The organism is Pseudomonas sp. GM80, from assembly GCF_000282515.1.
Classification (GTDB): Bacteria; Pseudomonadota; Gammaproteobacteria; order Pseudomonadales; family Pseudomonadaceae; genus Aquipseudomonas.
Genome location: NZ_AKJD01000079.1, coordinates 1 through 15,487 on the forward strand (window position 1 = coordinate 1; position 15,487 = coordinate 15,487).

15 protein-coding genes are annotated in these 15,487 nt (G+C 58.6%); 12 read left to right on the forward strand and 3 right to left on the reverse strand.

Translation table 11 applies throughout. From position 1 onward, the window contains the following. Nucleotides 1-17: 17 nt before the first annotated feature. Nucleotides 18-938 (reverse strand): LysR family transcriptional regulator, encoded by a 921-nt coding sequence (locus PMI37_RS13845; RefSeq protein ID WP_008081763.1) that lies wholly within the window; start codon nucleotides 936-938, stop codon nucleotides 18-20. Nucleotides 939-1,118: 180 nt separating this feature from the next. On the opposite strand from PMI37_RS13845, the gene PMI37_RS13850 reads away from it, so the two are divergent. Further along, the gene (locus PMI37_RS13850) at nucleotides 1,119-2,039 is read left to right on the forward strand and encodes a TauD/TfdA dioxygenase family protein (RefSeq protein ID WP_008081764.1); all 921 of its coding nucleotides are present in this window, start codon (nucleotides 1,119-1,121) and stop codon (nucleotides 2,037-2,039) included. A gap of 107 nt (nucleotides 2,040-2,146) precedes the next feature. Here the strand turns inward: PMI37_RS13850 and PMI37_RS13855 are convergent, their stop codons facing one another. After that, nucleotides 2,147-3,763: an alkaline phosphatase family protein gene (locus PMI37_RS13855; RefSeq protein ID WP_008081765.1), complete on the reverse strand. Its 1,617-nt coding sequence runs from the start codon at nucleotides 3,761-3,763 to the stop codon at nucleotides 2,147-2,149. A gap of 215 nt (nucleotides 3,764-3,978) precedes the next feature. Beyond that, nucleotides 3,979-4,923, reverse strand: coding sequence for a LysR family transcriptional regulator (locus PMI37_RS13860; RefSeq protein WP_008081766.1), 945 nt, complete (start codon nucleotides 4,921-4,923; stop codon nucleotides 3,979-3,981). Nucleotides 4,924-5,088: 165 nt separating this feature from the next. On the opposite strand from PMI37_RS13860, the gene PMI37_RS13865 reads away from it, so the two are divergent. The 11 genes from PMI37_RS13865 to PMI37_RS13915 all read left to right on the forward strand — a co-directional run bounded on the left by PMI37_RS13865 (nucleotide 5,089) and on the right by PMI37_RS13915 (nucleotide 15,359). Beyond that, complete coding sequence (locus PMI37_RS13865; RefSeq protein WP_008081767.1) at nucleotides 5,089-7,449, forward strand: TonB-dependent receptor; 2,361 nt, start codon at nucleotides 5,089-5,091, stop codon at nucleotides 7,447-7,449. 23 nt (nucleotides 7,450-7,472) lie between these two features. Further along, nucleotides 7,473-8,816 carry an aryl-sulfate sulfotransferase gene (locus PMI37_RS13870; protein ID WP_008081768.1) on the forward strand — a complete coding sequence of 448 codons (1,344 nt, stop codon included), beginning with the start codon at nucleotides 7,473-7,475 and terminating at the stop codon, nucleotides 8,814-8,816. Nucleotides 8,817-9,006: 190 nt separating this feature from the next. Beyond that, nucleotides 9,007-9,333 carry a hypothetical protein gene (locus PMI37_RS13875; RefSeq protein ID WP_008081769.1) on the forward strand — a complete coding sequence of 109 codons (327 nt, stop codon included), beginning with the start codon at nucleotides 9,007-9,009 and terminating at the stop codon, nucleotides 9,331-9,333. Nucleotides 9,334-9,499: 166 nt separating this feature from the next. Beyond that, a complete protein-coding gene (locus PMI37_RS13880) occupies nucleotides 9,500-9,823 on the forward strand; it encodes a hypothetical protein (RefSeq protein ID WP_008081770.1) in 324 nt (107 codons plus the stop codon). Nucleotides 9,824-9,889: 66 nt separating this feature from the next. Further along, nucleotides 9,890-10,225: a hypothetical protein gene (locus tag PMI37_RS13885; protein ID WP_008081771.1), complete on the forward strand. Its 336-nt coding sequence runs from the start codon at nucleotides 9,890-9,892 to the stop codon at nucleotides 10,223-10,225. A gap of 262 nt (nucleotides 10,226-10,487) precedes the next feature. After that, nucleotides 10,488-11,300, forward strand: coding sequence for an energy transducer TonB (locus tag PMI37_RS13890; protein WP_008081773.1), 813 nt, complete (start codon nucleotides 10,488-10,490; stop codon nucleotides 11,298-11,300). Between the two features lie 45 nt (nucleotides 11,301-11,345). Then, nucleotides 11,346-12,071, forward strand: a complete 726-nt coding sequence (locus PMI37_RS13895) for a MotA/TolQ/ExbB proton channel family protein (protein ID WP_008081774.1) — start codon at nucleotides 11,346-11,348, stop codon at nucleotides 12,069-12,071. Between the two features lies 1 nt (nucleotide 12,072). After that, the gene (locus tag PMI37_RS13900; RefSeq protein ID WP_003220570.1) at nucleotides 12,073-12,474 is read left to right on the forward strand and encodes an ExbD/TolR family protein; all 402 of its coding nucleotides are present in this window, start codon (nucleotides 12,073-12,075) and stop codon (nucleotides 12,472-12,474) included. A gap of 272 nt (nucleotides 12,475-12,746) precedes the next feature. Continuing rightward, the gene (locus PMI37_RS13905; RefSeq protein WP_008081775.1) at nucleotides 12,747-13,328 is read left to right on the forward strand and encodes an alpha/beta hydrolase; all 582 of its coding nucleotides are present in this window, start codon (nucleotides 12,747-12,749) and stop codon (nucleotides 13,326-13,328) included. 52 nt (nucleotides 13,329-13,380) lie between these two features. After that, complete coding sequence (locus PMI37_RS13910; RefSeq protein WP_008081788.1) at nucleotides 13,381-14,301, forward strand: sigma 54-interacting transcriptional regulator; 921 nt, start codon at nucleotides 13,381-13,383, stop codon at nucleotides 14,299-14,301. A 260-nt stretch (nucleotides 14,302-14,561) separates the two neighbouring features. After that, nucleotides 14,562-15,359 carry a MetQ/NlpA family ABC transporter substrate-binding protein gene (locus PMI37_RS13915; RefSeq protein ID WP_007918708.1) on the forward strand — a complete coding sequence of 266 codons (798 nt, stop codon included), beginning with the start codon at nucleotides 14,562-14,564 and terminating at the stop codon, nucleotides 15,357-15,359. The last annotated feature ends 128 nt before the right edge of the window (nucleotides 15,360-15,487 follow it).

Here is a 15,487-nt window from a genome sequence, read left to right on the forward strand (position 1 = left end):
CTGCGATCTTTTGATCTTTAAACAGCGAGGCTGACTTCCTGCCGATCCACCGCCACCAACGTCTCGATCATCGCCCGCGCCGCCGGCGACAACCTGAACCCGGTGCGACTGACGATCCCGCAGCGTGCATTCATGCTCTCCAGGTTCTGCGGCAAATTGCGCCAGTGCAGCAACACCAGCGAACCCTTGGCAATGTCCTCGACAAACGCCTCTTCCGTGCCCACGCCAATCGCATTCGATTGCAGCACCACTTTCACCAACGCCGGAAAATGCTCGGTCTCGATGGTCGGGGAAAAATCGATGCGCCCACTGAGGTTCGCCAGCAATTTGCGAATGCCCGGCGGGATCAGCGTGGTTGCCAACGGGTAGTCGAACATGTCGTTGGTCGACAGGCTTTCCTTGGCCAGTAACGGATGCCCGGGCCGGCAGAAAAACACCCCGCGTTTGGGTGTCAGCGCCTGGGTCTGAAAGTTCGGGTCGGACTCGAAATGGCGGATGTCGGCGATGAAGAATTCGATCTCTTCACGGCTCAACGCGCGGCTGAGTTTTTCCCAGTTATCCACCTGAAAACAGGTGCGCACTTTCGGGTGCGCGTTGATGAATTGCGCCACCGCATCCGGCACCAGTTTCACCGCTGGCGCCGGGCCGCAACCGAAGTGCACCTCACCGGCATCGAGCTTGGTCATTTGCGTCACTTCCGCGCTGAGCAACGCTGCACCTTGCACCAGGCTCAGGGCGTGTTGCAGCACCACTTGGCCTTCGGGGGTGGGGCGTAAATCCTTGTTGCCGCGATCCACCAGCACGCAGCCGAATTCCTGCTCCAGCCCCTGAATACTGCGGCTGAACGCCGGTTGGGTGATGCCCATCGCGTCCGCCGCACGGACAAAACTGCGGTGTTCGTTGAGGGCGATGAAGTAGCGCAACTGGCGAAGATCCATATGCTTTTCCGGCATCCTAAAAATAGCTCGAAGGCATTTGCGACGAGGGTTGCTAGAGGTTTTAAATGCAAGCTCTTATTCCGTCAACGAAGCATGTGAATATCTATTAGATGTAAATGGAATATAGATAGAGCGTTGTTTCGCTGCCGCCAACCGTAAGCAGTTGATGAGGGTCTACCCATGAGCAATGCCGCACTCGCCGTAAAACCCGCTGTCCACGCGCTGGAAATTCATCCGGTGGCCGGTCGTATCGGCGCCGAGATTCGTGGTGTGCATTTGTCCGGTGAGCTGGACGCCGCCACCGTCGAAGCCATTCAACAGGCGCTGATCCAGTACAAAGTCGTGTTCTTCCGCGAACAGACCCAGCTCGACGATCAGCGTCAGGAAGCCTTCGCTCATTTACTCGGCGAACCGGTGGCGCACCCGACCGTGCCGTCGCGTGAAGGCACGCGTTATCTGCTCGAACTGGACGGCGCTGAAGGTCAGCGCGCCAACTCGTGGCACACCGACGTGACCTTCGTCGACGCCTATCCGAAAGCCTCGATCCTGCGCTCGGTGGTGGCACCGGCATTCGGTGGCGATACCCTGTGGGCCAACACCGCCACCGCGTACAACGGCTTGCCGACCGAGCTGCGTGAGCTGGCCGACAAACTGGTCGCCGTGCACAGCAACGAATACGACTATGCCAGCGCCAAGCCGGACGTCTCGGCGGAGAAGCTGGAGCGCTATCGCAAGGTCTTCACCTCCACCGTTTACGAGACCGAGCACCCGGTGGTGCGCGTACACCCCATCAGTGGCGAGAAGAGCTTGCTGCTGGGGCATTTCGTCAAACGCATCAAGGGTTATTCGCAAGCGGATTCGGCGCACCTGTTCGGGTTGTTGCAGAGCCATGTGATCCGCCAGGAAAACACCGTGCGCTGGCGCTGGCAGGCCGGTGATGTGGCGATCTGGGATAACCGCTCGACGCAGCATTACGCGATTGATGATTACGGCACTCAGGATCGCGTAGTGCGTCGAGTGACACTCAAAGGTGAAGTGCCGGTGGGCGCGAACGGGCAGCGCAGTCAAACCATCAAAGGCGCAGATATCGTCGGCGTCTGATCGGGCCCCATCGCTGGCAAGCCAGCTCCCACAGGGATTGTTGTTGGACACAAAGGATGTGAACGACGCAAAACCTGTGGGAGCTGGCTTGCCAGCGATGCTTTTAATCACCAAACGCCGATTTGCACGAGCTTTTCGGTTTCTGGCTCACCGTAGCGAAACCGCTGCCCGCGCAAATCAATTTCTTGATGACTGATCGTCGTGCGCCGTTTCAACCCCCGCACCCACTCAAACAAATACCCCGCATGCTCCTCGCGCACTGCCGCAAACGCCGGGTCATCACCCAGGTCACGCAGCTCCTGCGGATCATTCAACAGATCAAACAGCTGCGGCCGAAAGCCGTCGTACGCCAGGTATTTCCAGCGCTCGCTGCGCACCATGGTCATCCGGCAACGGTCGATCGGCTGGCCCAGTCGCTCGCGCGCCGGCGCCTGAAAGGCGTAGTCGTATTCGCTGATTGCATAGCGGCGCCAGTCCGGATTTTCGCCGTGAAGAAGCGGAATCAACGAGCGGCCCTCGAGCCGATGCGCCGCGTCCGGCAACTCCAGTGCCGCAAGAAATGTCGGCAACGCATCGATGGTTTCCGCCAGTCGATCATCCACCGTGCCGCGCGTGATATCCGCCGCTGCCCGAGGGTCGCGCACGATCAACGGCACGCCCACCGCCTGCTCCAGCAAAAACTCCTTCTCGCCGAGCCAGTGATCACCGAGGAAGTCGCCGTGATCGCTGGTAAACACGATCAGTGTGTCGTCCCAACGGCCGTTGCTCTGCAAAAAGTCGAACAGACGCCCGAGCTGATCATCCACTTGCTTGATCAAGCCCATGTACGTGGGGATTACATTCAATCGTACTGAGTCGCGGGAAAAGTTGAGGCTTTCCTCATGCTGGCGAAAGGCAGTGTATACGGGGTGTTTGCTGGCTTCGGAGGGCGTCGCCCGGACCGCTTCGAGAATCGATTTCGTACTGTACAAAGCGTGGTACGGTGACGGTACGATGTAAGGCCAGTGCGGTTTGATATAGGAAAGGTGTAAACACCAGGATTTCTCGCCTTGCTCGGTGATGAAGTCGATGGCTCGATTTGTAGTGTAGACAGTCTCTGAGTGTTGCTCGGGAATTCGTGCTGGCAAATTCGCATGACGCATTTGCCAGCCGCTGAGAATTTCACCGTTTTCGCCTTCGGCGGCGTTGGCCCAGTCGTGCCAAGGGTTTTTGCCGTCGAAACCTTGTTCGCGCAGGTAATGGGTGTAGGGCGCGGATTCGCGTTTGTCGTCGAACAGCGGGTCATCGGGAAAAATGCCGTCGTGGCGAAAGTACGGTTCGAAGCCGACTTCGTTGAGCACTTCGGCCTGTTCGCTCTCCGGGTTGATCGCCAGGCGTTGCAAGGCGTCGATGTTCGCGGTCGCGTGGGTCTTGCCAACCAGCGCGGTGCGAATGCCGTGAGGGCGCAGGTAATCGCCGATCGTCAGCTCTTCAAGCGGCAGCGGCACGGCGTTCCAGGCGACTTGATGGCTGCTGACATAGCGCCCGGTATACGCCGACATCCGCGACGGTCCGCAAATCGTGCCTTGAGTGTAGGCGCGGCTGAAACGCACGCCGGCGGCGGCCAGGCGATCGATGTTCGGCGTGTGCAAATGCGGATGACCGTAGCAGGACAGGTAATCGCGGCGCAGTTGATCGCACATGATGTACAGCACGTTGCGCACGGGGTTTGGCGGGGTGGACATGGGTTTCACCGGTCAGTGGGACAGGTGAGGGTTTTCGCTGTCGGCGGGGGTGTTCGGCAAGTGCATTTGGGGAATGGGTTTTATGCAGGGAATGCATCGGTGCCTGCACTGACGCCATCGCTGGCAAGCCAGCTCCCACAGGTATCGGCAGTGTTCAGATGATGTGTGCTCGACGCGAGTCCTGTGGGAGCTGGCTTGCCAGCGATAGCGGTGGATCAGACTGCCAAATTCTGCAGCGAACACACCTCCTCATCCACCGCATCAATCGCCTTGATCTGCTCAATCATCGCTTCCGCCAGCGGCGACAACCGATACCCCGCCCGGCTGACAATCCCGTAACGCGTATACAACTCCTCCAGATCATCCGCCAACCCTTCAATGCGCAAACACACCAATTCACCCTTGGCCTGGTGCAACGCATCCGAATACGCGCCGACAATCCCGATCGCCTCCGAACGCAGCACCACACTGAGTAAACTCGAGCTGTTTTCACACTCCACATTCGGGGTGAAATCCGGGCGTCCGCTGAGGTCGACAATGACTTTGCGCAAGTTCGGTGGCCGGATGCTGACGGCCAGCGGATAGCTCATCAACTGCTCGGCCGTGACCCGATCAAACCCGGCGAGTGGATGCCCCGCACGGCAGCAAAAATGCCACTTGCGCGGCCGCAATCGATGCGTCTGGTAATCCGGGTCCGCCTCGAAATGCCGCGTGTCAGCCACGAAGAATTCAAACTCTTCGCTCAATAAGCGCTTGCTCAGACTCTGCCAATCCTCGACCTGAAACTGCACCCGCGCCTTCGGATAGCGACCGATAAAGCTGCCGATCGCGCGCGGGATCAATCCCGCCGCCGGCGCCGGCCCGCAGCCGAAACGCAATTCCCCGGCCTCCAGCCCATTGAACTGGCTGATCTCGTTGGCCATTTGCTGCGCGCCACTGACCAGCCGCCGCGCGTGTTCGAGCAGCACCTGGCCCTGTTTGGTCGGCGGCAATTCCTTGCGCCCACGGTCGACCAACTGACAGCCGACGCTGTGCTCAAGCGCTTGAATGCTGCGGCTGAACGCCGACTGCGACAGGTTCACGGCCTGCGCGCCGGCGACAAAGCTGCGTTGCTCAGCCAGGGCGATGAAGTGACGAAGTTGCCGCAAGTCGATATGCATTTTTCACATAAAAAATATCCGGGAAATGCATTGGATATGCATTAGATCGACTCCTTATAAAGGCAATCTCTTATGCAGTAAATATTTGTAAATCCATAAATAAATAACTTAAAAGAATATGCAGCGCTGAAGATGTCTGTGTGTTTTTTGACCAGGAGCCGCGCCATGAGTCCGTTGAACCTCGCGTCACCCCTAACACCACGACGGCTCAAACGCCTGCCTCTGGCCCTGTTGCTGGCAGGCAGCGCCAGCTGGACTCACAGCTACGCGGCGGAAACGGAGGCGCCGACGCCGGTACCCGCAGGCAAACCAGCGGCGAACAGTTCGCAGTTGGAAACGGTGACCGTGACCACCCGCCGCCGCGAAGAAAGTTCGCAAGACGTGCCGACGCCGATGAGCGTGGTCAGCGGCCAGAATCTGGAAACGCAGCGGGTTTACCGGATTCAGGATTTGCAGCAACTGGTGCCGAGCGTCAACGTCGCCTACATGCATGCGCGGCAATCCAGCGTGTCGATCCGAGGTCTGGGCAACAACCCGGCGAGCGATGGTCTGGAGGGCAGCGTCGGCTTGTACATCGACAACGTCTATCTGGGGCGCCCGGGAATGGCGGTGTTCGACTTGATGGACATCGAACAACTCGAAGTTCTGCGCGGGCCGCAGGGCACGCTGTTCGGCAAAAACACCACCGCCGGGGTGATCAACATCAGCACCCGCGCGCCGACGTTCACGCCCGAGCGCAGCATCGAAACCTCGGTCGGCGAGGACGGTTATTTTCAAACCAAGGGCACGATTTCCGGGCCGCTCAACGATGAATTGGCCGGGCGTTTTTCCGCTTATCGCACCCGTAGCGACGGCGACATCAAGAACGAATACAACGGCCATGATTTGAACGGCGGCTCGCGCGATGGCTTCCGCGCGCAGTTGCTGTTCAAACCCAACGAAGACTTCAACCTGCGCTGGATCGGCGACTACAACGAAGAGGATTCCAGCGCCGGCACCCGCGTGTTGTACAACACCGGGCCGACGATCAATGGTGTCAATCTCTACTCGGCGCGGGCGGCTGCCGCTGGCGCAACGCTGGTCAACGGTTCGCACCGCAAGGTCAACCTGGACAACGACCAGCACGTCACCGTGCATCAGGGCGGTACGTCAGTCGAGGCCAACTGGACGCTGCCGAGCGATTTCACCCTGACCTCGATCAGCTCGTATCGCTTCTGGAATTTCACCCCGAAAAATGACGACGGTCTCAATGTCGCGGCGACTTACAACGCTGGTGTTTCGGTAGAAGACAAACAGTACTCACAGGAATTTCGTCTGGCGTCGCCCAAGGGCGAGTTCTTTGACTACGTCGTCGGCGCCTACTACTTCGGCAATGATCTGGACAACAAATCCTTCGCCTATTACGGCCCGCAAGCGGACATCTGGAACGGCACGCCGCGCGGTGCGTTGGCCAATGTCGGCAGTGTCGGCAACGGTCACATCAAGACCGACAGTTTCGCGCTATTCGCACAAGGCACCTGGCACCTCAGTGAGCGTCTGGATTTCACCGCTGGCGTGCGTGGCACCTACGAAGAGAAGAATGCCTGGGTCACCCGCGATGCGCCGGTCGGTGGCGCGGCTGTCACAGGCGCCGCGGCAACGGCGCGACGCGGTCGCACCGGTGCCTACGATTCCGGCGATCTGAATCAGTACAGTTCCAGCCCTTCCGGATTGCTCAACCTCAGCTATCGCATCACTGACGATGTGCTCGGTTACGCGACGTTGTCCCACGGTGAAAAATCCGGCGGCGTTAACCTCGCGGTCGGCTCCGCACCGACTGCCGGCGCCGACTCGCTGCTGATCGGCACCGAGCGTGCGAACAACGCCGAACTCGGTTTTAAAAGCACCCTGTGGGATCACCGCCTGCAGCTTAATGCCAACGTGTTCTGGACCCAGGTCAACGCCTATCAGACCAACGCCTACGACGACGTCAACCGCGTGCAATACCTGACCAACGCCGGCTCCGTGCGCTCGCGCGGCGTCGAGTTTGAAAGCACGATCATCCCGCTGCGCGGCTTGACCCTGAACTTCAACGGCTCCTTCAACGACGTCAGCTACCTCTCCTACAAAGACGCGCCGTGCCCGCCGGAAATCAGCCAGGCGCCGGGTGCCCCAGCCTCTTGCGACCTCAGCGGCCATCAAGTGGTCGGCGCCTCGAAATGGATCGGCAACGCCAACGGCGAATACAAATGGAATCTCGATAACGGCTTCGAACCGTACGTCACCGGCAGTTACGCCTTCCGCTCGAAAGCGGTGGGCACGGTCGAGGATTCCGACTACGGGCAGATCCCGAGCTACGCCGTGGTCAACCTCTCCACCGGCCTGCGCGGCGACTTCAATCAGGGCCAGTGGGACATCTCGCTGTGGCTGAAAAACGCCTTCGACAAAACCTACTACACGACCCTGTGGACGGGCGGCAACGGCGGCTATGAAGGCCTGCTCGGCACACCGCGCACCCTCGGCGTCACCGGTCGCTACGACTTCTGATAAGTCATTCAAGGAGCTGCATCATGTTGCGCATCAAAACGGCTTTTCCGCTGTTGTTGTCCGGCGCGGTGTTTAGCGCGGGCGCCTTCGCCGCACCGAGCGTTTACCCGACCGGTGTCACCCGTTACGACCCGGACAAAGCCTTCAATCAGTACGTGATTTTCAGTGGCGCCGACAAGCAGACGCACCTGATCGACATGAACGGCAACGAGGTCAAGAATTGGCCGCAAGCCGGTTTTCCCTCAGCGATCATCGACCCGAAACTGGTCGGCGGTGAGCGCGGGCATGTGCTGCTGCAACTGAGTGACAAGGACCCCGGCAAACTCGGTTCGGCCGGCAATGGCTTGGGCAATCAGAGCGTCGGCGAGCTGGACTGGAACGGCAAAGTCGTCTGGCAGTGGGGCGACAAGGCGCCCGGTGGCGCGGCGCAGCAGCATCATGATCAGCGCCGCTTGAGCAACGGCAACACCGTCGTTCTGGCAAACAAAGTGCACAAGGTCAAAGGCTTCAAAGTGCCCGAGGTGATCGACGATGCGATCTATGAGGTCGGCCCCGACGGTGCGGTGAAATGGCAGTGGCTGGCGTCGGAGCACCTCAACGAATTCGGCTTCACGCCAGAGCAATTGAAACTGGTGCGAGGGAGCGAGGATGCCGATTATCTGCACATCAACAACCTCAGTGTGGTCGGGCCGAACAAATGGTTCGATGCCGGTGATAAACGCTTCAACCCGGACAACCTGCTGTTTGATTCACGCAACGCCAACTTCATCGCGATCATCGACAAAAGCAGCGGCAAAGTGGTCTGGCGCCTCGGCCCGAATCTGCCGCTGATCAATCCGAAAGCGCCCCGGACACTGCCGCGCCCAGTGGATCAGTTTGTCGGCCAGCATGACGCTCACATCATTCCTGCCGGACTGCCTGGCGCCGGTAATGTGCTGGTGTTCGACAACCAGGGTTCGGCAGGTTATCCGAACGTCACTCTGGGGCTGATCTCCGGTTCACGGGTGCTGGAAATCGACCCGGTGAAAAACGAAATCGTCTGGCAGTACAGCGCCGCCAATTCGAAACAACCGGGGTGGGCGTTTTACAGTTCGTTCATCAGCAGCGCGCGGCGTTTGCCCAACGGCAACACGTTGATCGACGAAGGCATGAACGGGCGCTTTTTCCAGGTCACGGCCAGCGGTGAAAACGTCTGGGAATACGTCAGTCCGTACCTCGGCAGGGCGCCGGGCAGCGACGCCATCAGCAACTGGGTCTATCGCGCGTTACCTGTGAGTTATGACTGGGTGCCCGTCGGCACGCCACGTTCGGAAACGGCGGTGATTGCGCCTGCCAACGGTGTGCAACAGACCAACGCCAGCCGTTAGTTGATTTGGAATTAATGTTCGACTGATTGGCAATAAGTTATGAGTAACTCGAACAGTACTTATTGCAATTTAGTTAGTTGCTCAAATGGACAGCAGGGGAATGTCGAACCATTCTCTGAGTCGTGAGTTTCCAGGAGGAAACTTGCTCTCATCGGAAGACACTTATCCCAACGATAAAGGAAGTCGCATCATGTCGAGCATTAATGGCAATTATGTAAACGCTAACGCTGGCGCCAAACTGACGATTACCGATGGCAACGACTCCAACGGCACGTTCAGCGGCAAGTTCAGCCAGAACGGCGTGAATTACGACATTGCGTACGGTCACTACCATTTCCAGAACAGCACCGGGCAGCCTACGATCATCACATTCGCGGCGTTGAATGAAGGCACGGGTTATCAGTCCTGGACCTTGTTCTCGCCGGATCATAACTATTCAAAAGTTCGTGCAGTGGGCTCACGCACTAACTTTGATGGTGATGTAGTGGGTTTGGCCGGAGAGTTTGTAAAACAGTAATCCCCTTGTAATAAAAAAGCCGCCAGACTTTCAAGAAGCCTGGCGGCTTTTTCGTACAGGAAATAAGTAGTTTTCATATGAAGCAGGCTACCTGTGGATGACAGCGTTTACCGCGAGACGCTATTAAGCTCGTTTCGCAATCCCGCACGCAGCGATGACACTTCCCATGCAAAACGCTTTTTATTCCAGCACGTTTGCTGGCCCCACCTTGACGATCGTCGACTCTGACGACCGCACCGGCAGTTTTCGCGGCACCCTGCATTACGGTGGTGTTGATTACGCGATCATCAATGGTCGTTACACCCATCTGAACGGCTATCAGCCCCCCACCACGGTCACCTTGATCGCAGCGCAGGAAGACCACGGGTATTTCGCCCTGTCACTGTTTTCATCGACGCGGGGTACCCACGAACTCCGTGGGCATTGCGTCCGGGTCACCTTCGATGGCGTGCTCAGTAGCCTGCCCGCTGACTTCCGTCGTCACCCCTGACTCTTCAGGCGCAGCCGTCGGCAGCGCCTACCGTGTTTTTTTCAATCTTTAGCAAGGATGCTGACCATGTCCGCAATCAACGGCGTGTATCGCCACGAATCTTCCAATACGACGCTGACCCTCGAAGAGGGCGACGACAGCCACGGCACTTGCAGCGGAACGCTGTCGCTGGCTGGGATCGAATATCCCTTGGGATTTGCCAATTATCACTTCAAGCATGGCCTTTCCTCTGGCCCGGTAGCCATCAGTTTCAGTGTCGGATTTACCTCGGGCGTGTCGCAGGCCTGGGTGCTGTTTTCTGCTGATCAGCGGTACACGCGGCTGAGGGCCATGGGGACTGATGTCGCAAATAACGGAAACGTCGGCCTGACAGCACGCGAATTTATCCGCCAAACGCCTTGAAACGAGGGTTTTCACATGCCTTCGCCGAATATTTTTCATGCTTGAAAAGCATTGTAAATTTCCACTGTGGCGCAAGCCTTTACCCGCCGGGGCTCACAGCGAAACGAGCAGAATTAATATTCCTTAATGATCTAAATAAATCGATAAAAATTACTTTCGGAGATAAACGATTGCTCCAATGATTCACCCAACGACCGGTCGCTCGGGGGATGTAGCGGCGATCTGTCCGGTACTTCGCAAAAAGACCGCAGGGAGTTAATCAATGGGCAATGTCCAGACCGCCGCCAGTGCACAGGAGGTGCTGTGGCGCCAGGCACCGAGTGGCGAATTGGTCGATCTCGGCCGGCCCCATCGTGTGCCGTTGGGGCAGTTGCGCCTGCAACGTGCACCCAAGGGCATTCTGAGCCGGCGCGAAGCGATTCTGCTGGGTGTGCTGGCGTTGCTGGCGCATGGCGCGGTGATCTACTGGATCAGCCAGAAGCCGACGCCGGTGCTGCCGATCGTACCGCCGGAAATTCCACCGATGACCATCGAATTCTCGCGTCCGGCACCGCCTGCGCCACCGGTCGTCGTGCCGCCACCACCGGCACCGGTGGTCGAGCCTCCGCCGCCGGTGGAAGACGAACTGGCGGTAAAACCTCCACCGCCGCCGAAGCCGATTCCAAAGCCGAAACCGGTAGTCAAGCAACCTCCGAAACCGGCACCGAAAGCGGTCGAGCAACCACCGGCGCCACCCCAACCGGCAGTCCCGGTCGCTGCGCCCGCGCCACCGGCACCACCGGCGCCTGCTCCGGTGACGCCCGCTTCGGCCAACGCCGCGTACCTGAAAAACCCGGCGCCGGAATACCCGTCACTGGCTCAGCGTCGCGGTTGGGAAGGCACGGTGCTGCTGCGCGTGCATGTGTTGGCCAGCGGCAAACCGGGTGAGATTCAGATAGCAAAAAGCAGTGGTCGGCAACAGCTCGACGACGCGGCCTTAAGCGCCGTCAAACGTTGGAGTTTCGTCCCGGCCAAGCAGGGCGATGTCGCCCAGGACGGCTGGGTCAGCGTGCCCATCGATTTCAAGATTCATTAAACCGCAACCAAATTCGCGCGAAACGTTTACACGAGGGAATACATCATGACGTTACTGGCATCTCCACTGGAATCCATCGAAAGCGCGGTGATCTGGCTGCTGGTGGTTTTTTCCGTCGCCACCTGGGGGCTGGCATTGCTCAAGGCTGTGCAGTTCGGTCGTCTGAAGGCGCAGGATCGCCGTTTTCACAAACGCTTCTGGGCGGCGTCGAGTCTCGATTCCGCCGCTGAATTGAGCGAAACCCAGCCCGGTGCCGCAGCACGAGTAGCGCAGGCTGGTTACGCAGCTATTCAAGTGGGTGAGGCGCCACAGGCCACGGATTTGAGCCAGGCGATCAACCATCAGGATCGTCTGGAGCGGGCTTTGCGTCAGCAGATTGTCCGCGAACGCCGTTCGCTGGAAACCGGTCTGGCGGTGGTTGCGAGTATCGGCAGTACGTCGCCGTTCATTGGTTTGTTCGGCACGGTGTGGGGAATCATGGAAGCGTTGAAGGGCATCAGCGCCGCCGGTTCGGCGAGCCTGGAAACAGTCGCCGGCCCGATTGGTGCGGCACTGGTCGCGACCGGTGTGGGGATTGCCGTCGCGGTGCCGGCGGTGCTGGTTTACAACTACTTTTTGCGTCGTCTGAAACTGACCGCGGCGGATCTGGATGACTTCGCCCACGACTTCTACAGCCTGGCGCAAAAGAGTGCTTTCCGCGTGTTGATCCACCCGACGGCACACAAGGTTGCAGCGCCGGGCAACGCGGCAAAAGTGAAGGAGGCGTCCTGATATGGCCTTCTCCACGCAAGACAGTGATGAGGTGCTCAGCGAGATCAACGTGACCCCGCTGGTGGACGTGATGCTGGTGCTGCTGGTGGTGTTTATCGTCACCGCGCCGCTGCTGACCAACGCGATACCGATCAACCTGCCGAAGACCGAAGCGGTGGCGCCGGTCGAGCAGAAGGATCCGTTGGTGGTGAGCATCGACGGTGCCGGCAAACTGTTTATCAACAAGGATGAGATTCAGCCTGACTTGCTGGAATTCAACCTGAAGTCGGCCAAGGCCAAGGACCCGGAAGTGCGCGTGCAGTTGCAGGCGGATGATGGGGTGAATTACGGCGAAGTGGCGCGCGCCATGGCTTCGATCGAGCGGGCGGGGATTACCAAATTGTCGGTGATCACCGCGCGGTAACAGGATTTACGTTTTTCCGGGGCCGTCTCCTTGGCAGGGTGCGGCCCTTTTTTTATTGGTCGAACATCAGCCCTGTAGGAGCTGCCGAAGGCTGCGATCTGTTGATTTTGATTTTTAAAAAACAAGATCAAAAGATCGCAGCCTTCGGCAGCTCCTACATAGGGTTTTGTATATGCAATTCAGGTCTTAATAAATAGCTTCTTATTCCTTAACGAATATAAATCCCGTCCCTATACTCGTTCAGGAACAGACACGACGCAGGAGAGCTCCCCATGCGCAACGAATCAATCCGCTACCTGATTGTGCCGGGCTGGCAAGGATCGCCAGAAGATCATTGGCAAAGCCATTGGCAGAACAGCCTGCCGAACAGTGCGCGGGTCGAACAGGCCGATTGGCTGACGCCGCGTCGTGAAGACTGGGTCGCGGCCCTGGCCGAGGCGATTGCCGCTGACAGCACGCCGGTGATCCTCATCGCTCACAGTCTCGGCTGCATCACCGTTGCCCATTGGGCAGCCACTGCGCCGCTGCACTACCTGCGTCAGGTGCGCGGTGCCTTGCTGGTCGCGCCGGCCGATGTCGAGCGTCCGGCCTGCGTACCCGCGCTGCGCAATTTCGCACCGATCCCGACTGATTTGCTGCCATTCCCGAGCCAGGTGGTCAGCTCCGACAACGATGCCGCGGTGAGTGCGCCGCGAGCGCTGGAGCTGGCGCGTAACTGGGGCGCCGAGGCGGGAATTCTTGCCGGTGCCGGGCACATCAATGTGAAGTCCGGGCATCAGCGTTGGGAGCAGGGTTTTGCGTATCTCTATCGCCTGCAAAACCGTATGGAACACCACGCCCGCCGTCGCGCCTGATTTTTTTCTTTGATCGCCCCCGTCTCCCGGCGGTTTTGGGCGGGAGTCTGCCATGAGTTTTGAAACTTTCGGTCAGCCGTTGCTGACCTTTCCCGATGCGGAAAAAAGCCCCCTGAGCATTCGCGCCAAGGCGCTGGTGTTTGTCGATCCGCGTTCGCGTCAATTGCGTGAAGAACTGGAACAACTGGCTCCGCGCTCGATCTCGGTGTTGATTCGCGGCGAGACCGGCACCGGTAAAGAACTGCTCGCCCGCCATATCCATCGCGCCAGTGATCGCAGCGGTTTATTCGTCTCGGTCAATTGCGGTGCGATCAGTCCGACCTACGCCGATGCCGAACTGTTCGGCTATGCCGCCGGCACGTTCAGCGGCTCGGCCAGCAGTCGCGCCGGTTGGTTCGGGTCGGCGAATGGCGGCACCCTGTACCTGGATGAAATCGGCGACTTGCCGCTGCCGATCCAGATCAAATTGCTCGCCGCGTTGGAAAACCATGAAGTCACCCGTGTCGGTGCGCATCAGCCGAGTCCTGTCGACGTGCGTCTGGTCGCCGCCACCAGCATTGATCTGGCACAAGCGGTGGACGCCGGGAAATTCCACGAGCGCCTCTATCACTACCTCAGCGAAGGCCATCTCGAACTGCCGGCCTTGCGCGCGCGCACCGGCGATATCCTCTCGCTGGCCGAGTACTTCCTCGGCATCTACAGCCAGCGCCTCGACCTGCCGGTGCCGCTGATCAGCGAAGCGGCGCAGCACGTGCTCGAACAACACAGCTGGCCGGGTAACACCCGCGAGCTGGAAAACGTCATTCACTTTGCCTTGTTGGTGAGCACCGGCGATGAAATCCTCCCGGAACACCTGAACCTGCCGCCGCTACTGACCCAGATCGAGGCCCAGATCAACCAGATCATCGCCACCGGCTCCACGACTGACCAAGCAGCCCTCAAAAAACTCCTGAAAAACGCCGGCCTCCTGTAGGAGCTGGCGAAGCCTGCGATCCTTTGATCTTGCTTTTCAACGTTTTAACTTGTTGAAAATCAAAAGATCGCAGCCTGCGGCAGCTCCTACATGTCTAGCCTGCGTGTATGAGTAAAATGGAATAACAACGTGAATAAACGTTATTGTCCGGGAATAAAAAATCCCGGTATTGTCCGCTTCACGCCAGAGATAGCACTTCACTGGCACTCGTATTAAATGCCGTCGCCATTTGCGACCGTGATTTTCGATAAGGACACTGCATGAAAAAGGTTCTGTTGTTTACCGCATTGGCGGCCGCTCTGACTGCTTCTCTGGCCAACGCCGGCGAGAAACTGGTGGTTGCCGCAACGCCGGTGCCGCACGCTGAAATTCTTGAGCTGATCAAACCGACCCTCGCCAAAGAAGGTGTGGATCTGGAAATCAAAGTGTTCACCGACTACGTTCAGCCGAACGTGCAAGTGGGCGAGAAGCGTCTGGACGCCAACTACTTCCAGACCCTGCCGTACTTGAACAGCTTCAACCAGGGTAAATACAAGGACGACAAGTCCAAGTACCTGGTGACCGTGCAAGGTGTGCACGTTGAACCGTTCGGTGGCTACTCGAGCAAGTACAAGACCCTGGCTGAACTGCCGGACGGCGCGACCATCGCCATCCCCAACGAAGGCAGCAACAGCGGCCGTGCGCTGATCCTGCTGCAGAAGGCCGGCCTGATCGAGCTGAAAGACCCGAAAAACGCTCTGGCAACGCCGAAAGACATCGCCAAGAACCCGCACAATTTCAAGTTCAAGGAACTGGAATCGGCGCTGCTGCCACGCGTTCTGAAGGAAGTTGATCTGGACATGATCAACACCAACTACGCGCTGGAAGCCAAGTTGAACCCGCAGAAAGATGCGCTGGTGATTGAAGGTGCTGACTCGCCGTACGTGAACTTCCTGGTGGCCCGTGAGGACAACAAGAACAGCGACGCGATCCAGAAACTGGCCAAAGCCCTGACCAGCCCGGAAGTCAAAGCGTTCATCGAGAAGAAATACAACGGCGCGGTACTGCCGGCGTTCTGATTTGACGCTTGAACCACCCCCTTCAAGGTGTGAAAACGCCGATGGCCTGTGATGAGCATCGGCGTTTTTGTGTGTGCTGGATTTGTAAATTCACAAAATCAGCAGCCAGAAGCAAAAGATCGCAGCCT